30 protein-coding genes and 2 pseudogenes are annotated in these 25,192 nt (G+C 57.1%); 22 read left to right on the top strand and 10 right to left on the bottom strand.

The window, feature by feature from the left end:
* Positions 1 to 380 precede the first annotated feature (380 nt).
* Complete coding sequence (locus tag QZ862_RS00085) at positions 381 to 596, top strand: hypothetical protein (RefSeq protein ID WP_296096678.1); 216 nt, start codon at positions 381 to 383, stop codon at positions 594 to 596.
* A gap of 37 nt (positions 597 to 633) precedes the next feature.
* Positions 634 to 1,275: a hypothetical protein gene (locus QZ862_RS00090; RefSeq protein ID WP_296096680.1), complete on the top strand. Its 642-nt coding sequence runs from the start codon at positions 634 to 636 to the stop codon at positions 1,273 to 1,275.
* A 64-nt stretch (positions 1,276 to 1,339) separates the two neighbouring features.
* On the opposite strand, the gene QZ862_RS00095 is transcribed toward QZ862_RS00090, so the two are convergent.
* Positions 1,340 to 1,603, bottom strand: a complete 264-nt coding sequence (locus tag QZ862_RS00095; RefSeq protein WP_296040640.1) for a PepSY domain-containing protein — start codon at positions 1,601 to 1,603, stop codon at positions 1,340 to 1,342.
* A gap of 364 nt (positions 1,604 to 1,967) precedes the next feature.
* Positions 1,968 to 2,063, bottom strand: a pseudogene (locus QZ862_RS00100) (VOC family protein); the annotation flags it as partial.
* An 88-nt stretch (positions 2,064 to 2,151) separates the two neighbouring features.
* Between QZ862_RS00100 and QZ862_RS00105 the strand changes: the two are divergent.
* From QZ862_RS00105 to QZ862_RS00115, 3 genes are all read left to right on the top strand, one after another.
* Positions 2,152 to 3,741, top strand: coding sequence for a PAS domain-containing protein (locus QZ862_RS00105; RefSeq protein WP_296096683.1), 1,590 nt, complete (start codon positions 2,152 to 2,154; stop codon positions 3,739 to 3,741).
* 156 nt (positions 3,742 to 3,897) lie between these two features.
* A complete protein-coding gene (locus QZ862_RS00110) occupies positions 3,898 to 4,320 on the top strand; it encodes a response regulator (RefSeq protein ID WP_296096686.1) in 423 nt (140 codons plus the stop codon).
* Positions 4,321 to 4,668: 348 nt separating this feature from the next.
* The gene (locus QZ862_RS00115) at positions 4,669 to 5,499 is read left to right on the top strand and encodes a hypothetical protein (RefSeq protein ID WP_296096689.1); all 831 of its coding nucleotides are present in this window, start codon (positions 4,669 to 4,671) and stop codon (positions 5,497 to 5,499) included.
* Positions 5,500 to 5,676: 177 nt separating this feature from the next.
* On the opposite strand, the gene QZ862_RS00120 is transcribed toward QZ862_RS00115, so the two are convergent.
* Both QZ862_RS00120 and QZ862_RS00125 read right to left on the bottom strand, forming a co-directional pair.
* The gene (locus QZ862_RS00120; RefSeq protein WP_296096691.1) at positions 5,677 to 6,807 is read right to left on the bottom strand and encodes a hypothetical protein; all 1,131 of its coding nucleotides are present in this window, start codon (positions 6,805 to 6,807) and stop codon (positions 5,677 to 5,679) included.
* 630 nt (positions 6,808 to 7,437) lie between these two features.
* Positions 7,438 to 7,617, bottom strand: a complete 180-nt coding sequence (locus tag QZ862_RS00125) for a hypothetical protein (RefSeq protein WP_296020008.1) — start codon at positions 7,615 to 7,617, stop codon at positions 7,438 to 7,440.
* A gap of 398 nt (positions 7,618 to 8,015) precedes the next feature.
* On the opposite strand from QZ862_RS00125, the gene QZ862_RS00130 reads away from it, so the two are divergent.
* The 10 genes from QZ862_RS00130 (at position 8,016) to arsH (ending at position 14,761) form a co-directional block, all read left to right on the top strand.
* Complete coding sequence (locus QZ862_RS00130; RefSeq protein WP_296020011.1) at positions 8,016 to 8,282, top strand: hypothetical protein; 267 nt, start codon at positions 8,016 to 8,018, stop codon at positions 8,280 to 8,282.
* 271 nt (positions 8,283 to 8,553) lie between these two features.
* Positions 8,554 to 9,852, top strand: a complete 1,299-nt coding sequence (gene blh, locus QZ862_RS00135; protein ID WP_296096694.1) for a bifunctional sulfur transferase/dioxygenase Blh — start codon at positions 8,554 to 8,556, stop codon at positions 9,850 to 9,852.
* A complete protein-coding gene (bigR, locus tag QZ862_RS00140; RefSeq protein ID WP_296020015.1) occupies positions 9,843 to 10,181 on the top strand; it encodes a sulfite-sensing transcriptional repressor BigR in 339 nt (112 codons plus the stop codon). The genes blh and bigR overlap by 10 nt, the downstream gene beginning before the upstream one ends.
* Positions 10,178 to 10,588: a YeeE/YedE family protein gene (locus tag QZ862_RS00145; protein WP_296096697.1), complete on the top strand. Its 411-nt coding sequence runs from the start codon at positions 10,178 to 10,180 to the stop codon at positions 10,586 to 10,588. Before bigR ends, QZ862_RS00145 begins: the two co-directional genes overlap by 4 nt.
* Positions 10,585 to 11,031: a YeeE/YedE family protein gene (locus tag QZ862_RS00150; RefSeq protein WP_296096698.1), complete on the top strand. Its 447-nt coding sequence runs from the start codon at positions 10,585 to 10,587 to the stop codon at positions 11,029 to 11,031. The genes QZ862_RS00145 and QZ862_RS00150 overlap by 4 nt, the downstream gene beginning before the upstream one ends.
* Before the next feature lie 112 nt (positions 11,032 to 11,143).
* Entirely contained in the window at positions 11,144 to 12,121 is a 978-nt protein-coding gene (locus tag QZ862_RS00155) for an HWE histidine kinase domain-containing protein (RefSeq protein WP_296079581.1), read from the top strand.
* Positions 12,122 to 12,203: 82 nt separating this feature from the next.
* On the top strand, positions 12,204 to 12,575 hold the full coding sequence (locus QZ862_RS00160; protein ID WP_296096704.1) for a metalloregulator ArsR/SmtB family transcription factor: 372 nt from the start codon (positions 12,204 to 12,206) through the stop codon (positions 12,573 to 12,575).
* Positions 12,575 to 13,624, top strand: coding sequence for an ACR3 family arsenite efflux transporter (arsB, locus tag QZ862_RS00165; protein ID WP_296096707.1), 1,050 nt, complete (start codon positions 12,575 to 12,577; stop codon positions 13,622 to 13,624). The genes QZ862_RS00160 and arsB overlap by 1 nt, the downstream gene beginning before the upstream one ends.
* Positions 13,625 to 13,635: 11 nt before the next feature.
* Positions 13,636 to 14,058, top strand: coding sequence for an arsenate reductase (glutaredoxin) (arsC, locus tag QZ862_RS00170; protein ID WP_296096710.1), 423 nt, complete (start codon positions 13,636 to 13,638; stop codon positions 14,056 to 14,058).
* On the top strand, positions 14,015 to 14,761 hold the full coding sequence (arsH, locus tag QZ862_RS00175) for an arsenical resistance protein ArsH (RefSeq protein ID WP_296096713.1): 747 nt from the start codon (positions 14,015 to 14,017) through the stop codon (positions 14,759 to 14,761). Before arsC ends, arsH begins: the two co-directional genes overlap by 44 nt.
* A 22-nt stretch (positions 14,762 to 14,783) precedes the next feature.
* On the opposite strand, the gene arsK is transcribed toward arsH, so the two are convergent.
* The 5 genes and pseudogenes from arsK to QZ862_RS00200 all read right to left on the bottom strand — a co-directional run bounded on the left by arsK (position 14,784) and on the right by QZ862_RS00200 (position 18,372).
* Positions 14,784 to 15,974, bottom strand: coding sequence for an arsenite efflux MFS transporter ArsK (arsK, locus tag QZ862_RS00180; RefSeq protein ID WP_296096717.1), 1,191 nt, complete (start codon positions 15,972 to 15,974; stop codon positions 14,784 to 14,786).
* Positions 15,961 to 16,319 (bottom strand): annotated as a pseudogene (locus QZ862_RS00185) (metalloregulator ArsR/SmtB family transcription factor). Before QZ862_RS00185 ends, arsK begins: the two are co-directional and overlap by 14 nt.
* 93 nt (positions 16,320 to 16,412) lie before the next feature.
* Complete coding sequence (locus tag QZ862_RS00190) at positions 16,413 to 17,372, bottom strand: alpha/beta hydrolase (protein WP_296096907.1); 960 nt, start codon at positions 17,370 to 17,372, stop codon at positions 16,413 to 16,415.
* A gap of 118 nt (positions 17,373 to 17,490) precedes the next feature.
* On the bottom strand, positions 17,491 to 17,907 hold the full coding sequence (locus tag QZ862_RS00195) for a DUF2177 family protein (RefSeq protein ID WP_296096718.1): 417 nt from the start codon (positions 17,905 to 17,907) through the stop codon (positions 17,491 to 17,493).
* Positions 17,908 to 18,000: 93 nt separating this feature from the next.
* Positions 18,001 to 18,372 (bottom strand): DUF2147 domain-containing protein, encoded by a 372-nt coding sequence (locus QZ862_RS00200; protein ID WP_296079595.1) that lies wholly within the window; start codon positions 18,370 to 18,372, stop codon positions 18,001 to 18,003.
* A gap of 177 nt (positions 18,373 to 18,549) precedes the next feature.
* On the opposite strand from QZ862_RS00200, the gene QZ862_RS00205 reads away from it, so the two are divergent.
* From QZ862_RS00205 to QZ862_RS00215, 3 genes are read left to right on the top strand one after another with little or no spacing between them, the layout of a single operon-like run.
* Positions 18,550 to 19,338: a DUF1295 domain-containing protein gene (locus tag QZ862_RS00205; protein WP_296040682.1), complete on the top strand. Its 789-nt coding sequence runs from the start codon at positions 18,550 to 18,552 to the stop codon at positions 19,336 to 19,338.
* 1 nt (position 19,339) lies between these two features.
* Positions 19,340 to 20,371 (top strand): cyclopropane-fatty-acyl-phospholipid synthase family protein, encoded by a 1,032-nt coding sequence (locus QZ862_RS00210; protein WP_296096722.1) that lies wholly within the window; start codon positions 19,340 to 19,342, stop codon positions 20,369 to 20,371.
* A complete protein-coding gene (locus QZ862_RS00215; protein WP_296040724.1) occupies positions 20,371 to 20,925 on the top strand; it encodes a hypothetical protein in 555 nt (184 codons plus the stop codon). The genes QZ862_RS00210 and QZ862_RS00215 overlap by 1 nt, the downstream gene beginning before the upstream one ends.
* On the opposite strand, the gene QZ862_RS00220 is transcribed toward QZ862_RS00215, so the two are convergent.
* A complete protein-coding gene (locus QZ862_RS00220) occupies positions 20,898 to 21,107 on the bottom strand; it encodes a hypothetical protein (RefSeq protein WP_296020052.1) in 210 nt (69 codons plus the stop codon). The two genes, QZ862_RS00215 and QZ862_RS00220, sit on opposite strands and share 28 nt — an antisense overlap.
* 233 nt (positions 21,108 to 21,340) lie before the next feature.
* On the opposite strand from QZ862_RS00220, the gene QZ862_RS00225 reads away from it, so the two are divergent.
* From QZ862_RS00225 to QZ862_RS00240, 4 genes are all read left to right on the top strand, one after another.
* The gene (locus QZ862_RS00225) at positions 21,341 to 22,756 is read left to right on the top strand and encodes a phosphomannomutase (RefSeq protein WP_296096724.1); all 1,416 of its coding nucleotides are present in this window, start codon (positions 21,341 to 21,343) and stop codon (positions 22,754 to 22,756) included.
* 113 nt (positions 22,757 to 22,869) lie between these two features.
* The gene (locus QZ862_RS00230) at positions 22,870 to 23,271 is read left to right on the top strand and encodes a group II truncated hemoglobin (protein ID WP_296020057.1); all 402 of its coding nucleotides are present in this window, start codon (positions 22,870 to 22,872) and stop codon (positions 23,269 to 23,271) included.
* Positions 23,268 to 23,636: a DUF423 domain-containing protein gene (locus QZ862_RS00235; protein ID WP_296096727.1), complete on the top strand. Its 369-nt coding sequence runs from the start codon at positions 23,268 to 23,270 to the stop codon at positions 23,634 to 23,636. The genes QZ862_RS00230 and QZ862_RS00235 overlap by 4 nt, the downstream gene beginning before the upstream one ends.
* Positions 23,637 to 23,780: 144 nt before the next feature.
* Positions 23,781 to 25,037 carry a DUF2254 domain-containing protein gene (locus QZ862_RS00240; protein ID WP_296096729.1) on the top strand — a complete coding sequence of 419 codons (1,257 nt, stop codon included), beginning with the start codon at positions 23,781 to 23,783 and terminating at the stop codon, positions 25,035 to 25,037.
* The last annotated feature ends 155 nt before the right edge of the window (positions 25,038 to 25,192 follow it).

Genomic DNA, 25,192 nt, shown 5'->3' on the forward strand with positions numbered 1-25,192 from the left:
AAAGTGCGCTCTCATACCAGCGACGAGCGCCTGCGTCATGGCGCCACTGCTTGCAGTCGTTACCGTGTGTGTGGCTCTATGATGATGCTCGTCACCGTTGCTGTCGGGATGGGAGCGACGACTAGCCGCCGTAGCGGATTCGGGATAGGTGATTTAGAAATCAGTCTTTGCTAACATACGACCGGAGGAGACGATAGATGCGGATATTTAAAAGCCTGATGGTGTGTTCAGCCCTCCTGGCTGCGGCGCCATCGTTTGCGGATGCCACGAGACTCGAGGTCGTGCATTTCGCGGCAGGATCGTCCAGTTCTACCATCAAGTCTTCCGTGAAAGGCTATCAGACCGTTTAGTACTCGCTTTCCGTAACGGCCGGGCAGAAGATGAGCGTCCAGCTCGATTCCAAGAATTCCAGCCTGTATTTCAATGTGACGGCGCCGGGCGCTGAGGCGGCGATGTACAACAGTTCTATAGACGGCAACGGGACGACCATCACGATCCCTTCGAGCGGTAACTATCTCATCGACGTGTATCTCATGCGCAATGCGGCTAGGAGGAACGAGGCCGCCAGCTACGATCTAACGCTCTACGTTGAATAAGCGATACATATAGTAGAGCACAGATGGAGGATACGGCATGGAAAAGTCGAGAACGTCCTCCGAGAGGGATCTCCCCTTCTACGATGGCGTGCCGGTTGATATCAAAGGGACCGGATTGCTCTTGATCGTCACATCAGTCTTGATCGCATTCCTGGCCCTTACTCTCATTCCGCTGCGCAGCTTTCCCTATAATCTGTTGCCGACAGCTCTGTTTGTTGGCATTCCGCTTCTGGCTCTGAGGGTCTCGGCAGGACAATACTGGATCTGCCTGTTCCATGCACTCAATGGCCGTTCTCTCGGGATCATGCTGTTGTTCGGCCTCGCCACACTTGTGGGGTCAATCTCGGTCGGGTGGGTTTTGCAACAGTTTTCCGAGGTGCACGCTAATCCCGTCGCCAACGAAATCGCACTCGTGTCCACGACAGAGATCGGCGAGGCATTTTTCGTTACCAGCGTTCAATTGGTCGGCGAGGAATTTCTCGGAATTTTACCTTTCCTCGCAGCACTCTGGCTCTGCGTAAGGCACCTGGGCATGTCACGGAGATTGGGCATTCTGATCGCCCTCATTGTCTCAGGCCTCTCCTTCGGGGCAGCGCACCTCCCGACCTATAACTGGCATTGGGCGCAGTCACTGATCGGTATCGGGTCTGCTCGGATTAGACTGGGTCCCAGACCTTGATATCCCGCTGGCCAGTGTCGGAGGGCGAGCCGCCCCCCGGTCTTGAACGGATAACGCTCATAGATCAGTCACCCTTCTGGACGATGTCGCCGGAGACCGGGTTGAAGTACACCTCGGCGCGCTGACCATCCTTGTCCTTGCCGTAGATTTCGTAGCAGTTGCCCGTCACTTGAAAGGTCTTGACCTTGTAGCCGAGCGTATCAATCTTGGCCTTCATTGCGTCTTCCGACATCCACTTGGACTTAGGTTCAGCAGTGCAGCTTGGGCTGGCGAAAGCGAGTGCCGGTGTTGCTGCAATGACTGCGACTGTGGCGATGAGTTTCAACATGTTTCGATCCTTTGATTACACCCGACTGGGCGACGACCGATGAGTAGCGGCAGTTTCCTGTCTGTTTGCTGTACGCTGTTTCATCAAACCACCAGGCTCTCTCGTCTTCATTGCAACCAAGCTGACTGCATCGACGCCGAGCGCTCGGTTCACGGTCGCTGGCGATGTTGATAAACGAATTCCGAGGTGGCGATCCGCAGCGGCGACTACGATGCGCTCGGTGACTTTAGCCGCGTCTGTGGGCGGACAAGCAAGTCGATGCGACACCGTGGCCAACAGTTTCAAATAGATGCAGAGGGATGCTCCCGTGCGCGATCTAGTCGATGACGGGCGTGGCGGGGTCAGCCGGCGCTCACCTCACGCCCTTGCCGGGGGCGAATCCCAGAGCAGTAAAGGTGGCGTCGTAGAATACTTTTGAACGGTCGAGGTTGTCGCTGCCGATCATTACGTGGGTGAACATTGTACATCTCTTGAAAGATTGGCTGTTACAGCGCCAGTACCACACCGAATATTACTTGCGCGTCTTCGAAGCGAACCACATATAGGTTTTGCGGGAACGAGATGGTCTCAACATCATGCCATCAAAAGCGTACACGCAACCACTACGGTCGGGTCAATCTCTGCTGTATAGACACGCTTGGTACGCCGCTCTAAACATTGAAAAAATCGGGATGAAAGGCGTCCAAATGGATATCTTTGACGAAAAAGTTTCCACAGACGTCTCAACCGATTCGCTGGCTTTTGAAGGCCCATTTTTCTCAATGGTCAAGGCGACGCGGACGCCGATGGTCATCACGAATCCGAGGCTCCCGGATAACCCCATCATATTCGCCAATGCGGCATTCATCTCGATGAGTGGATATTCCGAAGCCGAGATAATTGGAAAGAATTGCCGCTTTCTGCAAGGGGCCGAAACGGACCCCGTGGCAGTGGATCGTCTGAGAACGGCGATTGCCGCAGGCCGGGAGATTGAAGTCGACCTGCTCAACTTTCGTAAGGACGGGACCTCCTTCTGGAACAGACTTATGGTGTCGCCGGTAGTCGAAGGCCGGACAACCACGTTTTTCGTTGCTTCTCAACAGGACGTCACACTTGAACTCGAAGAGTTTGCCGCGATGGAGCGCCGTAAAACGGATCTCGAAGCCGAAGTGGCAGACAGTAGCGCTGCTCTCCAGGCGAGCGAACAAAGTCTTCGTCTGGCCTTAGAGGCCGGAAGGCTCGGAATTTGGACAATCGACCTGGTGACAGGTGAACTGACCGCCTCAGCAGAATGCAGGTCGATCTGCGGACGAAGCGTCAACGAAACCCTTACGCTGGAAGATCTTAGAAATACGATCCACCCCGAAGATCGCCTCCTGCAGATGGAAGCGATCAATGACGCCATCGAAAACAAATCCCTTTTGGAGGCAGAGTATAGGTTGGTATTGCCGACCGACGAGCTCCGATGGGTGCAAATCAGGGGTCAGGCGAGTTACGCGCAGGATGGAACACCTCTGTCGATAACCGGTGTGACCCAAGACATCACTCTACGCCGGCAGGAACAAGGGCACCGCGCTCTTCTAGCGCGTGAGTTGAGCCACCGCCTGAAGAATACTTTGGCATCGCTTCAGGCGATCGTCTCGCAGACGATCAGACGCGCTGCTTCGCTTGAGGAAGTCGGGCTGACGCTCACGGCGCGGATACACGCGATGGTATCCGCCAACGAACTTCTCGTGAGCGAGAATTTTGGAAACGCGTCGCTCAGGACTCTGGTAATGCGGACCCTTGCGCCATTCGGCGTCGAAGACCCACAGAGATTCTCGGTGAAGGGAGATGAGATCGATCTTCCTCCCAATGTTGTTCCTGCCTATGCGCTTGCGTTGCATGAACTCGCCACGAACGCGACCAAATACGGTGCCTTATCGAACGATACCGGCGTGATCGAAATCGAATGGACTGCCGACATGACCGGGCCCGATCGAGAATTGACACTCACATGGCGCGAGCGAAATGGTCCGACCGTCACGGCGCCGGTCAGCACCAGCTTCGGCACGCAGTTGATCAAGCGACTGCTGGTGAGCGAGGCGGGCGGCGTGGCTCATATTTCCTACGATCCATCTGGACTGTCGTTTGTGGCCAAGGTTCCTTTGAGATCATAATCGCCAAACGTTCCGGCGATTACGATTCCAAATACATAAGAGGTTCTCAAGCGAGGCGGGCGCCCCTATGCGGCGGCTTAAGCAATTGCTCGCCTCGGAGGGATCGAACTCGTGCTCGATGCGTTGTTTCGGTGCCCAGCGCCAGAGGAACCACGCATGTCGGAAGAACATACCCCATTTGCCCTTGTGGTCGACGACGACGCGCTCATACGGATGGACGCCTCGGATATACTTCAAGACGCAGGATTTCGAGTGCTGGATGCGGCGACACCAGAGAAAGCATTGAGTGTCCTTGAGAAGCGTGGCGACAGCGTGCAACTTCTTTTTACAGACGTCCAGATGCCACCAAGCGAACTCGACGGTTTTTATCTTGCCCAAAAGTGCGCAGAGTCCTGGCCGGAAATTGGTATCATAATCTCGTCGGGACAGATTGAACCGAAAGCCGACGACCTCCCGGAAGGTGTAGTTTTCGTGAGGAAGCCATTGAGCGCAGACGTCTTTCACGATCATCTTCTGCAACTGTTGCCGGACGGAAAAAAGCCCGAACCGCTCAAACGGCGTGCGTCTTCATTAGGCTGATATTTGAGGCCACGAGAACCAACCTCGCGAGGCAGACCCACGCCTTATCACACGCGTTCAACCGCATTGGCGCATTTTACAATACGACGTGCCTCCAGATCGCGGCGAGGATGTGGACGAGCAAACAGACTTCACTTCGAGCCGAAGTCGCAATGTTGTCATTTAACAACGTGGCGAGATCGATAAGGATGCGAGCACCAAACCTCAAACCTGCCAGCGGCTTCTCCATCACCTGAAATGCGACGCGCATCCAGGCCTCACGGTTCGATTGCGGCGTAAGGCATACGCAAGGCATAGCCGGTATTTACCGGCGACAATCCCAGTCTGGCTGCAGAATAAAGGCCTCCAATGAGCACCCCGAATAACGGTATGCAGACCATCCACGCGATGGCAAATTTCATGGCTGAGCAACACCCCGAAATTCTGCTGATCATGGCGCAGAAATTGCGGCTCCATCTATCGAACTCCCTGGCCAGTTTTCACGGCAACAGGGTTGCGCATGGGCCGTTCAAGGGTTTGCTGCTCGGCGCGGATACGCATTGGGGAGAAGGTGCTGATAGAGGGGGCATGATCCTTGGGCTCTACGAGCAGGAAATTCTCAATATAGTGGACGAGATTCCGGCCAGGTATCGGACATTCATCGATCTGGGCGCTGCCGACGGATATTACGGCTTGGGCATGCTAATGAACAACCGGTTCGATACGTCCTACTGCTATGAAATAACCGAACGTGGCCGCGAGGTGATCGCCGCTAACGCCGTTCTGAACGGTGTGGCAGACAGGGTCATCATCCGTGGCGAAGCGACCCGTGAGTTTTATAACGACCTTCCCGCGGAAGTGCGTGACCAGTCGCTGGTCCTTGTCGATATCGAGGGCGCCGAATTCGATCTCATCGATGCCGGTACGTTCGCCGCCTTTTCCAAGGCTATGATCGTCATCGAGATTCACGATTGGATGGTTGAGAACGGGCCTGAAAAAATGGCTAAGCTGCAGGTCGATGCCGCACGCACGCATCGCGTCACAGAAATCAAGATGGGTGCCCGCGATCTCTCCGGCATCCCAGAGCTTCAAAGCATGCCCGACACCCAACGCTGGTTGCTATGCTCGGAAAACCGCGCGCGTGTGATGGTGTGGCTCAGATTCGATCCCATCGAGATGGACGACACTCCTGACGCGTGAGTTAGGCTCATTCGTTGCTCTTCGGGCAAAGGTAAGCGCCGGGCAAACGGATATCGTAGATGACACCTCCGGCGAGGATGCGGCAGAGCGGCGTTGAATATCCAGCAGGTTCCTGAGATTGTCTAATCCGTACCGGACCGGACGGGCATCACACTAGCGGCTGTATGGCCGCCCTCCTCAAGGGTGATTTTCCCTCTCGGACGAACAATCCCGTTCTCCCGACCTTGGCAAACCGGCTTGTACGAAATTTTTCTGCAGGAGCACCTGCGCTATCGTCAGTCGCAGCTCGGAGGTCTTGTCGGTCTTTGTCAGCGCATTGAGAACATGGACTAGGGTATGCGGGTTTTGTACCGACACGCCGGACGATGAGCGGACGATCTGCACGTGCTTGTCCATCAGCGTAAAGTCGCCGGCGCCCAGCGCATGCAAAAAGAAATTCAGAAAGGGCTGATCGCCCAGCGTGAGGATGGCGCCCGGTTGACGTACCAGCTCGACGACGCACGAGAAGGCATTTTTGCAGATCCGGGCATTGCGCATACCGATGATGCCCGAATTGCCGAAAGCCACCTCGCCCGAATAGGGAACGATGTTCGTATCGAAGAGAAACTTCCCGAACCAGTTGCCGTAGCCGCCCCATTCGGACGGAATGCTCGGCATGCCAGCATATTCTGCCCACTCGGTCGCAATACAGACCTTGTCCGACATCAGGATGTCGATCAGGAGATCGTCGATCGGGCCCGCGCAGACCACGTCGCAATCGAGGTACAGGATTGGCTGGAATTGTTCGAGGGCAGCATCGTCCAGGCAATAGCGCCCAAGCCAAGGTGAACCATGCGGCATGGGAAAGATCCGCAAGGACTTTTGAAACCGCTCAGGCACATGCTTGCGCACCGCCGCCTCGGTAAAGCTGGTGATGATCCCGACCGTGCCATCAAATCGACCGTAGCGATCAAGGCTTTCCAGAGAGAGCGCCAACGTCTCCAGATACTCATAGCTGCCATATACGCAGTAATACACAAGCGGGTTGAAGTTTGAGACAGCCGCGTCGGGTCCCTGCTTTATTGCAGCATGTTCAGATGTTGGCGGCCAGTCACTGAAGTCAACAAGCCCGCCCATCTTGTCGGTCCGGTTGAGTGACCGAAAATCCAAAAGGCGCTCAGGTCGCTGAAAGTCAAGAAGGGTGCGCGTTGCGTGGTGAAGCCACCGACCGTTCCACGCCGCAACCTTGGCTATGCTCGACAGCGGCACGAGCTGATAGATTTCCCAGTCATTAACAGAAGAGCGCATCTCATTGGAGCCGTTGCGCATATTGGATGAGAGATACTGCCCATCCGCCAAGAACACCATTTGGCCCTTTCGATCCGGCAATTCGAGGGCGCCCAGATCGGCAATCCGGTATGCGGAATTTTCAATCCGGGCAGCACCTCCACTCAGGCGGCGGAAAATCGCTGCGTCCGGGTCGGTCTTGGCACAGACACATAAGAAGGAAGTATTGGATGAGCCGATTTTGGTGTGCGTCAGCAGACCCGAGGCTGCGTCCAGACTGAGGAACGAGTTGTGATGCGTGGAAACGAGAAAGACATCGTCATCGTTGAGCTTCGACACATCGTTCGCGTCAACGGTAAAGAAGTTGTTTGTCTGGAGCAAAATCGTTTCCGCCGATCAAAAGTGTGCCTTCGTCGCTTGCCTCCGTTTTCTCGGCCTTGAGACTTTACCGAATGCACGAGCCGCTCAAGTGGTGGGAAAGCAATGGAAGAATGACCGATGCGTATCGAAGAATCCTTGCTTGAAGCTAACCGCTGAAACCAGTGGGCATTTGTTCCCGCCCAGGGACCAAAAACAGCGTCGCGGATGAGGGACGCTACAATTTTACCGCTAAACGCCAACATCGCACAACAGCGCTTGACTCTGCTTCAAACAAGAACATAATAAGAACATTCAAACATCTACAGAGGCTTGGAGGCTTTCGATGATACGGCGTGTTGCGGTTCTGTGTGCAGTTCTTTCGGTCGCGCCAACCTTGGCGTTGGCGTGTTCGGAGCCTTCCAGCGACATTCGTACGCCCCGCGCACCGTCGAGGATTTCACAACCCTCCTGCTTATATTCGTCGAACTGCACAGAATACGATATCCGCTCCTACAAGAACGATGTGGGGTACTATATCGAAAGGCTGAACAGATATGCCAGGGACGCTGAATATGCAGCCGATGCGGCCAAGCAGTTTGCAAATGCGGCGGAAGAATATGCCAGATGCGAAGGCAGCAACGCCCAGTCCGCTGTTCGATGACCGTTGCAAGCCTTGATGCTCCATCCGGATCGTCTTCGCTGAGCGCACTGAAATGATCAAGACAACCGATATGAACGGACGGAATCCCGGCTGAAGACGGGTGCCTTGCCGTCGCTCGCTCATCCGCCCCCCAAAGAACCAGTCATCGCGGCAAGTCAGGCACCACTGATGACTGCCGTAAGTTTTGCCAGAATAGAAACCAACTCGAAATAGAGAGCAGGAGCTTACAATGAAGCGACTTATTCTTTCCTCCATCATGATACTTGCAGCCAACAGCGCCTTTGCCGAATGTGGAATGAACAGTTCCAAATGCTTCAAGAAAGACGGAAAGACGTATGAGCTTGAGCAAAAGCTCGGAGGCGGATACTCCGTCACTGAAGACGGCTCCAGTTACGGTGTCCTCTCGCAGAATTTGAGCGGCTCGTGGAAGCTGACCAAGCCGGACGGCACGACCGAGACGTTTGATCGCAAACCATCTTCCATTTCAAAATACTAGAGTTCTGCGCCCTCCATCGAGGGCGTGAAGGATGTTTCATCGTCTCACATCTCAGCCTTAAGCCCCGAAAATCGGTTTCGAGTTTCGGGGCTTAAGGCTTGGAAACAGCCATGATGCGGGCCTTCGCCGCATCTCATACTTGGCTTCCTGATCAGGCGGTCAGCCGCTGCGGTCAGTTGAATGCGTTGCACGGCATCTTTGACAACGGTCTTGCCATTCACATCATTATACATTATAGAATATTATATAATGAATTTGAATGGAGGGAGTCATGCCAGTCAGCAAAATCTCCGAGACGTGGTCTGTCTCGACACAGCCAAGCCTCGAGGAAATCAAGACGCTGCGCTCGCAAGGCTTTACCACAATCATCAACAACCGCCCCGATGGCGAAGACGACGCGCAGCCTGGCACGACATCGGAGGCGCAGGCGGCGGATCAAGGGGATCTCGCCTATGCCTATATCCCCGTCACGCTTACAACGATTACCGAAGCCGATGTTCGGGCATTTCAAGCAGCACTCCTTCGCTCCAATGGGCCCGTTCTAGCCCATTGCAAAAGCGGCACCCGTTCCCTCAGCCTCCACATCATCGGTGAGGTCCTGGACGGGCGCATGGCAGCTGAAGATCTCCCTGCCTTCGGCCAGCAGCACGGCTTCGATACAAGTGCAGCGCAAAAATGGCTGACCCGCCATGCAGCACGTCGAGCGCAGGTAAAAGCCTTTTTCGACGCACGCACCTCAAGCGTTCAATATGTCGTTTCCGACCCGCAGACGGATAAGTGCGCCATCATCGATCCGGTCCTGGATTTCGATGAGAAGTCAGGTGCGACGACTACGCGTCATGCCGATGCCATTCTCGATTACGTTCGCGATCGAGGCCTGACGGTCGAATGGATTCTCGACACACACCCTCATGCCGACCATTTCTCCGCCGCCCACTATCTGAAGCAGAAGACCGGCTCGCAAACCGCAATCGGCACACGTGTCGTTGACGTGCAGTCCTTATGGAAAGACATTTATCACTGGCCGGAACTTCCTGCCGACGGTTCTCAATGGGACCGGCTTTTCACCGATGGGGACAGCTTCAAGATCGGCTCCATCGACGCGCGAGTCCTGTTTTCGCCAGGGCATACGCTTGCCTCTGTCACCTATGTTATCGCGGACGCCGCATTCGTTCACGATACCCTGTTCATGCCCGATAGCGGCACCGCGCGCGCTGATTTTCCAGGCGGCGATGCCGGTGCCCTTTGGCGCTCGATCCAGGCTATTCTGGCTCTGCCAGACGAAATGCGGCTCTTTACCGGGCATGACTACCAGCCCAATGGGCGTAGTCCACGCTGGGAGAGCACGGTTGCCGAACAGAAAGCGTCCAACCCGCATATTGCCGGCGTGAGCGAGGATGAATTCGTCGCACTCCGGGTTAAACGCGACAGGACATTGCCGATGCCCAAGCTCATCCTGCATGCGCTTCAGGTGAATATTTGCGGCGGTCGCCTGCCGGAACCCGAAGAAAACGGCAAGCGCTACCTGAAATTTCCGCTGGATGCCTTGCAGGGAGCGGCGTGGGAATGACTATTGAACCCAAGGCAGCCACGCTCTCTCCCGCCGAAATGGCGGGCCGCGCCACAGAGGTCGCCAGCCTCCTCAAGACATTGTCGCACCCGGCGCGGCTGATGATTGTCTGCACCCTGATCGAGGGTGAATTTTCCGTTGGCGATCTGGAGGAGAGGATCGACCTTCATCAACCCCATCTTTCCCAGCACCTGACCGTGTTACGAAATTCCGATATCGTGGAGACACGGCGTGATGGCAAGCAGATCTTCTATCGCCTCACGGAGCAGAAGGCCGTTCAACTGATCGCCGCCCTCTACGATATTTTCTGCGTGAGGGATGAGCCATGAGCCTTTATTTCTCCTCTCTCGCAGGCGGCATGTTGATCGGAGCCGGGGCAGTCATGCTTCTGCTGCTGAATGGCAAAATTGCAGGAATAAGCGGCATCGTCGGGCGTCTGGCCCGGGGCATCGGGCTTTCCACCAATCTTGCCTTCATTCTTGGGCTGATACTGGGACCGCTTGTCTATTTTCATCTTTTCGATGACTGGCCGGACATTCACATCGCCACAGGCTGGCCGCTGATCATTGTAGCCGGGCTGCTCGTAGGCTACGGTTCGCGCATGGGGTCGGGCTGCACCAGCGGCCACGGCGTGCTCGGCCTCGCGCGGCTATCGCCGCGCTCGATTGCGGCAGTCGCGACCTTTTTGACCACAGGTGTCATCGCAGTTACGGTCTTGAGAGGGTTTGGATTATGAAGCACACAAAATTGCAGCTTCCCGCAGCACTCGCATCCGGTCTTGTCTTTGGCTTCGGCCTGTCGCTTTCAGGCATGCTCAACCCCTCTCGCGTCAAAGCCTTTCTGGATGTTTTCGGCGCTTGGGACCCAAGCCTTGCCTTTGTTCTGGGCGGGGCCGTCGTCATTGCCGCCATCGGTGTCCAGGTCATGAAGCGGATGGACGGACCTCTCCTTGATCTAACCTTTCATCTGCCAGAGAGCCGCCGCATCGATACGCCACTGATCATGGGTTCGGCGCTCTTTGGTCTCGGCTGGGGCATTGGCGGTTTCTGTCCAGGTCCAGCGGTTGCGTCTCTCTCGGTCGCATCGCTTAAAGGCGACATACCGCAGCTGTTCCTCTTTATTATCTCGATGCTGACCGGCATGGCGTTTCACGACCGGATCTGGAGCAGACAGCGTTAAGGTCAAACCCGAGCGCCGCTTCGAAATTCTCTGTCTTTCACGCCTTAAATAGTTATGATATCGAATTATACTGCGTTTTCTTAATACCCTTTTTTATTCAAGGTCTTCTTCATTGTTCGAGGGTCCAGACAGTTTTCGTTTCGTCGCCGCTGCATTCGCCGCGTCTGATGATTGCATCAAGGTCATCGCGATCGACGGTTCGTTACAGTTCATGACCGAAGGTGGCCAGCGGATAATGGAGGTGGACGACTTTTCGGCGATAAAAGGGTGCTACTGGCCGGACTTTTGGCAGGGAATAGGCAACAAGGATGCAATCGCGGCCATCGATGAAGCCCGCGCCGGACGCGCTGCCCGCTTCACCGGCTATGCCAATACCGCCAAGGGAAATGAGCGCTACTGGGACGTGAAGGTTTCGCCGATCTTCAACGAACAAGGCGCTGTCGAAAGCATCCTCTCCATTTCAAGAGACATCACCGCGCTCAAGGCGTTCGAGGACGAACAGATCCTCTTGCGCAACGAACTGGCCCACCGCATCAAGAACATCCTAGCGCTCGTCCAGGCCGTCGCCTCGCAGACGCTGAAAGACGATGCCGATATGGCGACGGCAAAGCCAACGTTTCTTTCGCGTCTGGGCGCGCTAAGCCGTGGTCATGAAATCCTCATCAACGCGCAACACAGCTCCACCCAGATGAGTATGCTGGCAGACGCTGTGGTACAGGATCATGGGACAGACCGCGTTGCGGTCGATGGGCCGGAGATCAACCTCTCGGCCAAATGCGCGCTGGCACTGACGCTCGCTTTCCATGAGCTGGCCACCAATGCGCTGAAATATGGCGCGCTTTCCAGAGAAACCGGCCGTGTCTCACTGACCTGGACCATCAGCTACGAAACCGGCGAACCCATGCTGCACCTCACCTGGCGGGAAACCGGTGGCCCGGAAGTGTCTACACCTTCGCACAAGGGGTTTGGATCGCGGATGATCGAAAAGGCGCTCTCCTCCTATCTCGGCGGGACGAGCTGCATCGATTATCGAAAAGACGGGCTTGTGTTCTCCATCTCCGCGCCGGTCGTGAATCTGACTGAGAATTGAAAAAAGTCGCTGGCGCTGGTGTTTTTAACATCGGCACCTTGCAAACAGTTGACGGCATCAAAATATCCATTAATCTGGATATATGGATACAAACCAGGCCATCGCAGCGCTGTCGGCCCTTGCGCAGTCTACTCGTCTTGAAACCTTCCGCCTGCTCGTCAAGGCGGAGCCAGATGGCGTGCCGGCTGGTGAGTTGGCGAAACTGATGGACGTGCCGCAAAATACCATGTCGGCACATCTCGGCATCTTGCAGCGTGCAGGCGTTGTGAGAAGCGATCGGCAGAGCCGGTCCATCATCTACCGCGCCGACCTTGACGGTTTGCGTGCGCTCACGCTTTTTCTGCTCAGGGATTGCTGCAACGGGAACGCTGACCTCTGCGCGCCGCTGATCGCCGATTTGATGCCCTGCTGTACGGCTGAAACGGCAGGTTCAAACACCAGAAAGACAAGTTGATGTCCGCATTCGAACGCTACCTGACGGTCTGGGTCTTTCTCTGCATTCTGGTCGGCGTTGCGCTGGGCCACTTGGTACCCGGTGTCTTTCACGCGGTGGGCATGGCAGAAATCGCCAAGGTCAATATACCCATCGCCTTGCTGATCTGGTTGATGATCATCCCGATGCTGCTGAAAATCGATTTCGGCTCTATGTCCAAGGTCGGGCGCTACTGGCGCGGCATCGGCGTGACGCTGTTCATCAACTGGGCGATCAAGCCGTTCTCCATGGCGCTTCTCGGCTGGCTGTTCATCGACTGGCTGTTTCGCCCGATGCTGCCGGCAGATCAGATCCAATCCTATATTGCGGGTTTGATCATCCTTGCTGCGGCGCCCTGCACGGCAATGGTTTTCGTCTGGTCGAATCTGACGAAGGGCGAGCCGCATTTCACCCTGTCGCAGGTGGCGCTGAATGACGCCATCATGATCATCGCCTTCGCGCCGATCGTCGGCCTACTTCTCGGCCTCTCCTCCATTACCGTGCCCTGGGATACGCTGACCATTTCGGTCATTCTTTATATCCTTATCCCGGTTGCCATTGCGCAAGTGCTTCGCAAGGTGCTGACCGCTGACGGAACGACGAGGGCGCTGGATGCCTGGCTTGCCCGGCTGCAGCCGCTTTCCCTGGTCGCGCTGCTGGCAACGCTCGTCCTTCTCTTCGGCTTTCAGGGCGAACAGATCGTCAAGCAGCCTGCGATCATCGGACTTCTTGCGATCCCGATCCTGATACAGGTCTACTTCAATTCCGGCTTAGCCTATCTTCTCAATCGGGTATCGGGCGAGCAGCACTGCGTGGCGGGGCCATCGGCCCTGATCGGCGCCAGCAATTTCTTCGAGCTGGCGGTAGCAGCAGCCATCAGCCTGTTCGGTTTCCAATCAGGTGCGGCACTTGCCACCGTCGTCGGTGTCCTCATCGAGGTACCCGTCATGCTCTCCGTCGTCTGGATCGTGAACCGCTCGAAGGGCTGGTACGAAAGCGCCTCATCCGTTTCAAACAACACCCGAGCATAAGGCACATAATCATGCATGTCACTATCTACCACAACCCATCCTGTGGCACGTCGCGCAATACGTTGGCCATGATCCGGAATGCCGGTATCGAACCCACAGTCGTCGAGTATCTCAAAACTCCGCCGTCACGCGCAGAACTGAAGACCATGATTGCCGATGCGGGGCTAACGGTCAGGGAAGCGATCCGGGAAAAGGGAACGCCCTATGCTGAGCTCGGGCTGGATGACTCTACCTTGAGCGACGAAGAGTTACTGGATGCGATGGTGAAAGAGCCGATCCTCATCAACCGGCCTTTCGTGATCACGCCGCTCGGCACAAGACTGTGCCGCCCATCTGAAGTGGTGCTCGATATCCTGCCCGATAGCCACAGGGGCCCGTTCACCAAGGAGGATGGAGAAAAGGTTCTCGACCAGGAGGGAAAGCGCGTTGTCTGAACCCCTGCCCGCGTTGAGCCGCGAACATCTTAATCCGATCGATGCAGAAGCCCTGCGGCCTGCCATGTCCACGCATAGGCCAAGGATATTGATCCTTTACGGCTCGCTGAGGGAGGTGTCCTATAGCAGGCTTCTCGCCTTCGAAGTCCGTCGCCTGCTGGAGCAGCTGGGATGCGAGGTCCGGCTATTCGATCCGGCTGGACTACCGCTTCCGGATGAAGCACCAGCCAGCCACCCGAAAGTGCAGGAGCTTCGTGACCTTTCCCAATGGTCGGAGGGGCAGGTGTGGATCAGCCCGGAACGTCACGGCGCCATGACCGGCATCATGAAATCGCAGATCGACTGGATTCCCTTGTCGCTCGGTTCCGTTCGTCCAACCCAGGGCAAGACCCTGGCGGTGATGGAAGTATCCGGCGGGAGCCAGTCCTTCAACGCCGTCAACCAAATGCGTATTCTTGGCCGCTGGATGCGGATGATCACGATCCCCAACCAGTCCTCCGTCGCCAAGGCCTTTCAGGAGTTCGATGCTGAGGGGCGGATGAAACCTTCCTCCTATTACGACCGCGTCGTCGATGTCTGCGAGGAACTGGTGAAGTTCACCCTTCTTACACGCGATGCTTCCTCCTATCTGACCAGCCGTTACAGCGAGCGAAAGGAAGAGGCTGCCGCGCTAGAGAAGCGGGTGTCGCTGAACTCCATTTGACCGGCCGTGGCGCTTGTGCCGGCTAAGCCCGGCATGAGCGCGCAACCACGATGAAGGCGGCAATGCTGATGGCCCCGAGGCCCGCATTGACGGCCAGCGCAAAGCTCAAGCCGACATTTTCCATGGCAGCGGCAAAGGCGAACGGCGCGACAGCGCCGACCGCCAGACGGGCGGCGGTCAGCTTGCCGGTGAGCGCGCCATATCCCTGCGACCCGGCGAGATAGAGAGGCAGGCTGCCTTGGGCGATACTGTTGATGCCGGAACCGAGGCCCAGACAGATGGCAAAGGCTACCGCACCCGGCAACCAGTCCGCACTCGCAAGCAGGATCACGACGCCGGAAACGATCAAGCCTGCCGATAGGACAGCAAGCCCGGGTGGCGACAGGCGCTTCCCGAAAACCATATTGATCAGACGGCTAAGAACCTGTGCCGGCCCAAAGAGGGAGCCGATCACTACCGCTGCAGCACCCAGTCCAAGCGCCCCCAGCATGGGCACCAGATGCACCAGCATTGCCGAGAGCGTAAATCCTAAAAGCGCGAAAGCAATGGAAACGATCAGCAGGGTCCGCTCGCGCCGATGAGCAGGCACCGCCCCCACAACGGTTGGTCGCGCACGACAAGGCGCGCCACGCGCAGTTTTGCTTCGGCTCCTGATCCAGACATGCAGCGGCATGCAGACAAGAAGATTGAGCGCGGCAAAAACGAGATAGACCTCACGCCAGGAAAGATGGTTGGCAAGGACCGTGGTAATCGGCCAGAAGATCGTCGAGGCAAAGCCCCCGATAAGCGTCAGATAGGTGATGCTGCGTGAGGCGCTATGAGCATCGCTCTCGACCAACGTCGCGAAGGCCGCCTGATACTGCACCATACCGGACGAAACCTCCAGCAGGATGATCGCAATCGCAAAGGTGGCGACCGAAGGCGCTGCGGCGCAGAGTACGAGCATGAGTGATGCCAGTGCAGACCCCGCCGCCATAATGGTTGCCGCTCCCAGGCGATCCATTTGCCGGCCAATGTAAATCGCCGATAGTCCGCCGATGAAAAGGGAAACAGAGAAAACCCCGAAGACTTGCGCCAGCGACAGCTCCAGATCCTTTGCCATTCCCGGGGCCAGTATACTGAAGCTGTAATAGAGCGTGCCATAACCGAGGATTTGCGTCAGGCCGAGCGCCGAAACAATCGATGCCGAGACTCTTGACTCAACCACCGACATTCACCCCCGCAGCAGACCGGCAACGGTTTTCACCCGGCTGAACACTCTGCCGGATTGCAGAATGGCCGGCGCAGCAGTCTTCCATGAGAAATGTGACTAGGTCGGCCAACGTCGCGTAATTGGCACGATAGACGATAGAGCGCGACACGCGCTGCCGGACAATCAAGCCGGACCGCTCCAGTTCCTTTAAATGGAACGAGACATTGGTGGCAGACACACCCATGAGTTCGGCAATTCTGCCAGCCGCAAGTCCTTCTTCCCCGGCCACCACAAGTCACGCACGATACCGAGCCGGGTTTCCTGCGACAGTGCCGCAAACGATGACAGAGCCTGATGCTTATCCATATTTCAATAATCCTTGAATTATTGAATAGAGGCGTAGCACGTGACATGGCGATCGGCAACGCGGGATGTTGCCCCTGAAACAGATGGGAGCCGCTACAGCGTGCCTTTGTCGCTGGCGATCTTGCTTTCGAGCGTCCTGGCGATAGCCTTGAGATTGCGCGGTTTGCCGGCGATCTTTTCCAGCGCGGCTATGACGAGGTCGCGTGCGACATAATCCGATTTATGCCCGAGATTGTGAACGACGACGAGCTCTGCGCCCGGCACATCGCGCGCCAGATGCTTGGAGTGGATCTCGGTCGAGACGACTCCGTCCTTGTCTCCGGCGATGATGATCGTTTTTGCTCTGATGTCCTTGTAATGCGCGGAGGCGTCTTTTGCCCAGCCATTCAACGCGCCTACTTCTTGGGCATTGTGGCGGAAGGCCGCAGGGCGAAGCGCACGATACGCCTTGGTCTTGGAGACGTAATCGGAAGGCATCGGGTTTGGTGCAAAGACCCCCTTCACCGCACTGTTAAGCGCTAGAAGCCCGGCAGGTGGCGCAATCAGCGTGCTGAAGAACACCCCGGCCACAGGCGCGCGCGCCGCATCGTAATACCAGCTGATCCCACCCGGCCAAGGGTAGAGCGCAGGCGACAGGAACACCAGACCCTCCACCATATCCTTGTGGCGAAGCGCGAAGGCCGCGGTGATCGCCCCTCCGAAGGAATGACCGACGATGATCGCCTTGCGAATGCCGCGCTTCTTCATCGCCTGGGCAATGGCATCGGCCTGCGCATCCGGAAGAATGTTCTCCTTCGGGCCGATATCGGAAAGGCCATGCCCCGGCCTGTCGACAAACAGCAGCGTCGCACGACCTTTCAGCGGCTCACCGAACGCATAAAGCGGATCGTAAAGGCTCGTGCTGGCGCCATGGATGAAGACGATTGGCGGCAGATCGGCTTGCTTCCCCGCAGGCACGATGATGCTGTTCAGCTCGAAGCCGCCAACATCGACCCTAGCCTCACCCTTTGCTGGACAATCCGCTGCTGCAATGGCAGGCGTCATAGCGCTCATGGCAAGAACCGTTCCAAGCATCGGCAGCAAAGTGTTGGGCATGATGGTCCTGAAAAAAGGTCTTATGAGGGTTTAAATCAAGCCCTCTCGAAAGGCGAGATGGAAATGGCAGGTCTCGTCAATGGGTGGAGCGTCGGTTCATTTTTCCCGTGAGCCAGCAGGAGCCAAAGGCAGTAGCCGCAGACAGGACCGATCCCCAGATCAGGTCCGCGATCGTCAGTGTCGTTGGCCACGTGACGAGGGTCGCCTGATTGGTGAGATCGTAGGTGCCGTAGGCGGCAAAGCCGAAAAAGGCGCCGTTTCGCAGAGCGACACTCAGGCTTGCCCGTTCCAGGCCCGGCAGAACTGCAAAGAAGGTGAGTGCTGCGCAATAGATCAGATAGAACAGGACGGCGGGGGCGAGCCGGAATTGCGGCGCAAGCAGGTCGCCGAGCAGCGGACGGTACAGGATATCGGCCATCGTACTTAGCCATACCGCATCAATGGCCAGAAAAAAGACCATGGTTGCTATGTAGGCGATGACGAAGCGTTTCATGGGAACTCCTGAAGCCCGAGACGGGATAGATATGGATGGAAGGACAGGCGAGACCGCACAGGTTTCAGGCAATCTCGCCGGAAGCGTTCCGGATCAGTTGATGCGCGTCCAGTTGACGCCCTTGCACAAGATGCCCGCAAGGACGCACCCTTTGGTCGTCATGTTGTTGCCTTTCACCGATACGGTCAGCTTATAGGTGAGGTCGCGTTGCGGATCGAAAGCGGTACCGGAATACCCGCCGCCGGATGTCGGCTTGATGCTCATGACCAGCTTGTCGCCGGTTTTTTCCTTGGGCGTGCCGGGTTTGATCCAGGTGTTGACCGCGCAGATATCGGAGCCGCAGGGTGCAATCTTGACCTTGGCGTTGCCGTCGCCTCTTGCCCATTGACCTTCGATAGTGTCGGCAAATGCACTGCTGGTGCTGATAACGAGGGCAAGTATGGACAGTTTCAGAGCTGTTTTCATGCTGAAATCCTCTTTCTATACGCAGTCTGCGCCGGGTGATGACGAGAACAACGCGCCGACCACGGTTTCGGATCACAAGAAACCGGACAAGAATTTTTTTCTTCCGCGAGGAAACCGCAGACACCGCTCATCCGTAGATTTGGATGATATAGGCTCGATCACGGAAAGCACCTTTCGATGGATGTCCTCTTCCTGTTTCTCATCGCCATTGGCCTCTCGCTTGCCATGGTAGCGGCCTGGGCCGTGCAGCGCCGCACCGGCGCCAGCGGCTGGATCGACACGATTTGGTCTTTTGCGATCGGCATCGGCGGCATAATCGCGATTCTGATTGCCTCCGGCACGACGCAGCGCAGGCTCGCAGCGTTTCTTCTGATCGTTGTCTGGTCCATTCGTTTGGGAAGCCATATCGGTTTTCGAACGAAGGGTGGCGGCGAAGATCCGCGCTATGCCAAGCTCATAGAGGAATGGGGAGGCAGCGCTTCTAAACGTCTCTTTCTTTTCCTGCAAATTCAGGCTTTAGCTGGGTTTATTCTGGTGCTCGCCATTTATCTGGCGGCATTCAATACGGCGTCCTTCCCGCATTCGCTCGATCTCGTGGCAGTTGTGATCGGACTTCTCGCTGTCGCGGGCGAAGCGCTTTCCGACCGGCAGCTCACGCGTTTTCGCAAGAAGCCTGAAGCGAAGACGGAAGTGTGCGAAGAGGGTTTCTGGCGATACTCCCGCCACCCCAATTATTTCTTTGAATGGCTCTACTGGTGTTCATGGCCACTTCTGGCTCTGACTGGCCCCTCGCCCTTCGCCTGGGCGGCACTTTTGGCGCCCGCGCTGATGTATTGGTTGCTCGTCCATGCATCGGGCATACCGCCGCTCGAAGATCACATGCTGCGCTCGCGCGGCGAAAAGTTTCGCGCGCTTCAGCGTCGCGTCAACGCGTTTTTCCCCGGACCACGCAAAGAGGAGGCATGACATGAATATGTTGGCATTCGCCATCAACGCTGCGGAAAAGGCACCTCTTTCCGATAGTCTGACACTGACCGGCATCGACTTCCTCTGCAACCGCACCAAGCGCCGACTTGAAAAGGTACCGGACGGCGACGAACTCGCCTTTGCCCGAGACATGGCGGACTTCCCGGTCGCAACCCATACGGATGAGGCCAATCGACAGCATTACGAGGTTCCGGCCGAATTCTTCTCGCTGGTCCTTGGTCCGCAGCGCAAATATTCCTGCTGCTACTATCCGAGCGACACCACAACGCTGGCAGATGCCGAAACCGCCGCCCTGGCAGAAACCGTCAAGCACGCCGATATCTACGACGGAATGGACATCCTCGAACTTGGCTGCGGATGGGGTTCGCTTTCACTCTATCTGGCGCGGCAATTTCCCAATTCCCGCATCACCTCCGTTTCAAATTCCTCCTCCCAGCGTGCCTATATCGTTGGCGAAGCCGAGCGGCAGGGTCTGACCAACCTGACCGTCATCACTGCCGACATGAATGACTTCGCGCCATCGGGCATCTACGACCGTATCGTTTCGGTGGAAATGTTCGAACACATGTCCAACTGGCGGGCGCTGTTTGAACGCAGCAACGGCTGGCTGAAGACGGATGGCCGTTTGTTCATCCATGTCTTCACCCACAAGAACCGCTCCTACCGTTTCAATCCGGACGATCCAGCCGACTGGATCGCGCATCACTTCTTCACCGGCGGTATCATGCCGGCGCACGACCTGCCGCATCGGTTTGGCGATATGTACGCGGTGGAGGCGGAGTGGCGTTGGTCCGGCACCCATTATCGCCGCACGGCCATGGACTGGCTTGCCAATTTCGACCGCGAATCTGAGCGTATCAGGCCGATCCTGCAACGGGTCTATGGAAAGGACGCCGCGCTCTGGCATCGGCGCTGGAGATTGTTTTTCCTCGCGACCGCCGGGCTCTTCGGCCACGACAAGGGTCAGGTCTGGGGCGTCGGACACTACTTGCTGAAACCGGTCGGCAAATGATGCCGTCCGGTCAAAATGGCAGACAAGACGCCCTCACGGCGGCCACGGTAACGGTTGCCTGGGTTATCGTCGCCAACAAGCCATTCTACCCGCCAACGATCTGGTGGGTGGTGGGCAACGGCGTCGAGGCGGCGTGGATCAGCGTCCTTTCCATGCCCTTCTTCCTCGCCATCCCGTTCATCGCCAAGCGTTCGGCACTCGCAGCAAGGATCGCACTGCCGGTCATCGGGACGATCGATACCGTGTTCGAAACGAAACTTTTCGGCACCGGATCGGGGACCGAGCTATTCTTCGCCGCCTGCATCATGCTGGTAGCACTGTCCTTCAGGGCGAGCGAAAAACTCTGGCAGATCGGCCTGACGGGCTTCGTCTTTGCCGGCTTCCTGGCCACTCGGTATCTGATCGGCGATGCGCTTCACCTCTGGAGCGCGCAGGATCTGGGCAAACTCTTCAACCTCAATGCTTTCGCCGTCGCCTGCCTCACCGCTTTTATCGCGCTGCGCTATTCAGGCATTCGAGGCGCCGATCACTCCTCGGGCACCAACCCGTCATAAACTTCGAGCAGGGCTGCGGAGATTGCCGCACCCAGCGCATTTGCCGCCTCGCGAATGTCCTCCTCCTTGCCATCACGCGATGCGATGGCAAGCTCGGAAGCCTCCACCGCGATAATCGCCTTGGCGCGCTCAATAGCCCAGAGGCCGAAATCGCCACGATTGTCGATCGATACAGTGTCCATTCTATCCTATCCCGTGAACGTCACTCGCCGGTATAGAACATGGATCGAAAGACACCAAGCTTGGCGCATGACTGCTATGGCGACAAGAAAACAGACTCTTCCAACGTCAGCGGCAATAGAATACCACCCTTTAGGCGATGGAGCGGGATCAATGCCGGACGTTTGGCGTTAGGGATGGCGAGGGCCTCTCATAAACAGCCCGCCGACAGTTACAGCATAAGGAGCTTTGTCAGATGAGTCTGAAGTTTGGAACGAGCGGTTTGCGCGGTCTTTCGGAAGATTTGAAGGGTAAGGCCTCTTCCCTCTACGCCACGGCCTTTGCCCGGCACCTGCTGAACGCTGGGTTGGCGCAACCTGGCGATCCGATCCTGATCGGCCAGGATTTTCGCGACTCCAGCCCCGCCATCGCGTCAAGCTGTATCGCAGCGCTAGAGGGCGCTGGTTTGAAGCCGATCGATTGTGGCGCGCTGCCCACACCTGCCCTTGCGCTTTATGGCCTGTCTCTCAAGGCGGCTGCGCTGATGATCACCGGCTCGCATATCCCCGCAGACCGGAACGGCATCAAATTCTACCGTCCCGATGGCGAAATCGACAAGCAGGACGAAACAGCAATTGCCGATCTGGCTGCAAACCTGAAGCAGGACGAGCTGACGGGAGAAAACGGCGCTGCCCAAACCCGTGCCACCGAAGCGACCCGGCTCTTTTACGAGCGCAACATCGGCCTCCTGCCGGAAAAAGCGCTGCAAGGCTTGAAGATTGGCGTTTATCAGCACAGCACGGTGGCGCGGGATCTATTTGTCGATGTACTGGCGCATTATGGCGTAGAGGTCATTGCGCTCGGTCGCTCCGAAAGTTTCATTCCGGTGGACACCGAAGCCGTCTCTCCTGAAAAGCTGGAGAAGTTGAAAGCCTGGGCGCCCGAGCATGGGTTGGACGCGATCGTATCTGCCGATGGCGATGGTGATCGACCCCTTCTGGCGGATGAAACCGGCACACCGTTGCGTGGCGATCTGATCGGGCTTATCACTGCCAACTTCCTGAAGGCACAGGTCGTCGTTACACCGGTTACCTCCAATTCCGGTATCGAAGCTGCAGGCGAGTTCAAAGTTGTGCGCACCAAGGTGGGTTCGCCCTTCGTCATTGCCGGAATGGCGGACGCGCTTGGCGACGGAAGCGATCGCATCGTCGGCTTCGAAGCCAATGGCGGCTTCCTGACCGGAACCCCCTTTACCCTGCATGGCAAGATCATCGCGCCGTTGCCAACCCGAGACTGCTTCCTGCCGATCCTCGCAACGCTGCAATTGAAAGCTTTGGAGAAGAAAAAACTCTCGCAGATTGCCGCAGCCTACAGCCTGCCTGTCGCCGCAGCCGACCGCCTGCAGAATTTCGCTCAGGAGAAAAGCTCGGCGCTGATGGAGCATCTGCGTGCCTCGCGCAGCAATCTCGAGCAGTTCCTGCGCCCGGTCGGCCAAGTCCAGTCCACGAGCGATATCGACGGGTTGCGGGTCACATTGACTAATGGCAACACCATCCACTTCCGCCCGTCCGGCAATGCGCCGGAAATGCGGTGCTATGTGGAAGCGGCCAATGAAGACGAGGCCAATGCGTTGCTCAATCAAGGACTGGATCTGATCCGCAATTTCGGCTGATCCGTTCAACCCATCACCCGGATGCGGCGCGCAAATTGCCGCATCCACCGCCTTTGCGATTGCGCTTTGCGTGGTTACGCGCCAGAAAGCGGATCAGACGGAGGCGGCACGGCTTGGCAGACGAAACGATCACTCTCTATGAAGCCATTGGTGGCGACGCGACGGTTCGCGCCCTGACGAGGCGCTTCTATGAGCTGATGGATACCCTTCCGGAAGCTGCGCATTGCCGCGCTATCCACCCGCCGGATTTGACCGGCAGCGAAAGCAAGTTCTACGATTACCTCACCGGCTATCTCGGTGGACCGCCCGTTTATGTGGAAAAACACGGTCATCCAATGCTGCGCCGCCGCCATTTCGTTGCACCCATTGGCGCAACGGAGCGCGACGAGTGGCTGCTGTGCTTCCGACGCGCGATGGATGAAACAATCGAGAACCCGAAGTTGCGCGAAATCATCTGGGGACCGGTCGAGAAACTGGCCTTCCACATGCAGAACCGGGAGGAAGGCCAGCAATGAAAGATGGTATTTTGAGAGCCGCGACGCTGTTTCTGGGCGGCCTGATCGGCGCATCCGGCGTTGCACTTGCCGCCGCGGCCACCCACACCGGCGCCACCTATATGCTCGGCAATGCGTCTGCCATGTGTCTAGCCCATGCGCCGGTGCTGCTTGGCCTCCATCTCGGCTGGGACCGTCTTAAAACCGCCCTGCCCTCTGCCATTCTTCTGGGTCTGGGCACCGCACTTTTCGCCGGTGATCTGGTGTCGAAGCATTTCACCGGCGCAAGCCTTTTTCCCATGGCAGCACCTGCTGGCGGGCTTGGCATGATTTTCGGCTGGCTGGTGCTTTCACTTTCGGCCTTCTTCAAGACCGCGCGCGACTGACCTGACGACGAGAGCCGCCGCGGCAGGCCATCAGCGCCGGCTGCGCTAGAGACGGAACGCCGTTTGCGTAACCTCGTTATCGCTCCAACAGAGTATTCAAGCCGGCGGCGACGGACGATCGGGCTGCAATGGAGCGGGGGCTAAATGACATCGAAATGGCAGTGGTGGATCAACCAGATTGTCCGGCGGATATGGTTCAGGGCCACTCTGTTTTCACTCGGAGGCGTCGCATCCGCGCTTCTCGCCGTTGCCTTTTCCTCTTACATTCCTGCAGATCTTCCGGCGAAGATCGGCGCTGACGCTGTCGACAAGATCCTCGGCATCATCGCGTCGAGCATGCTGACGGTCACCACCTTCTCCTTGAGCACGATGGTCGCCGCCTATTCGGCAGCAACCAACAATGTCACGCCGCGGGCCACCAAGCTCGTGATGGAAGACAGCACGACACAAAACGTGCTGGCCACCTTCGTCGGCTCGTTCCTCTTCAGTCTCGTCGGCATCATCGCGCTGGCGACCGGTGTCTATGGCGACCAGGGGCGCGTCATTCTTTTCGTCGTGACGATCGGCGTCATCATTCTCATCATCGTCACTCTGCTCCGATGGATCGATCATCTCTCCCGCCTCGGCCGCGTTACTGAAACGACCGAGCGCGTCGAAAAAGCGACCATAGAAGCCCTTCGAGCCTGGATAAAAAGTCCATGTCTCGGCGGGAAAGAACTGGAGGAGAATGATCCGAGGCTCAGCGGACCAAACATACCCGTCCACCAGCCAAAGGTCGGCTACGTCCAGCATGTGGATGGTGGCGTGCTGGGGCAAATCTCGGAAGAATTCGACGTCGACATTGCAGTGGTGGCCATAGCCGGCAAGCTTGTTGCGCCGAATAATCCCCTGGGCTGGATCGTCGGCGATGTTGATGAAGAGGTCCAAAAGCGCATAGCCTCAGCGTTCACGATCGGCGACGTGCGGTCCTTTGACCAGGATCCCCGTTTCGGTGCTGCGGTTCTGGCTGAAATTGCGTCCCGGTCATTGTCGCAAGCGATCAACGATTCCGGAACTGCGATCGATTTGATTTCGAGATACATGCGTGTCTTGGCCGTCTGGGATGAACACGCCGACGATATCGATGTGCAATATCCAGGTCTGCATGTCGCGCCCATCAGGCTCGAAGATGTCTTTGATGATCTCTTCATTCCGCTTGCCCGGGATGGCGCCGCGATCCTCGAAGTGGGCATTCGATTGCAGAAAGCGTTCATCACGCTTTCCGGGTTTCGCCACCCCGAGTTCAGACGCATTGCCCTTCACCATTCGAGAAGCGCAATCAAGCGTGCCGAGGCAACATCGATGATCGAAGAAGATCTGGATAAGCTCCGGCGCGTAGCAGGCCTTCTGGAAGCACCCTAAGCCCGAGCGACGCAGCCAGGCAACGGCACCTCTCCTACCCTCACCGGCAGTTACTTCGCTCAAGGCACGAAACTCGCGGACGACGTCGACGTTTTGGCGCGTTTTCGCCATTGAACGCCTGTCGCGTCGCTTCGGTCATTGTGAGGCCTGACGGT

Origin of the sequence: uncultured Agrobacterium sp., assembly GCA_913777615.1 — a bacterium.
Classification (GTDB): Bacteria; Pseudomonadota; Alphaproteobacteria; order Rhizobiales; family Rhizobiaceae; genus Agrobacterium.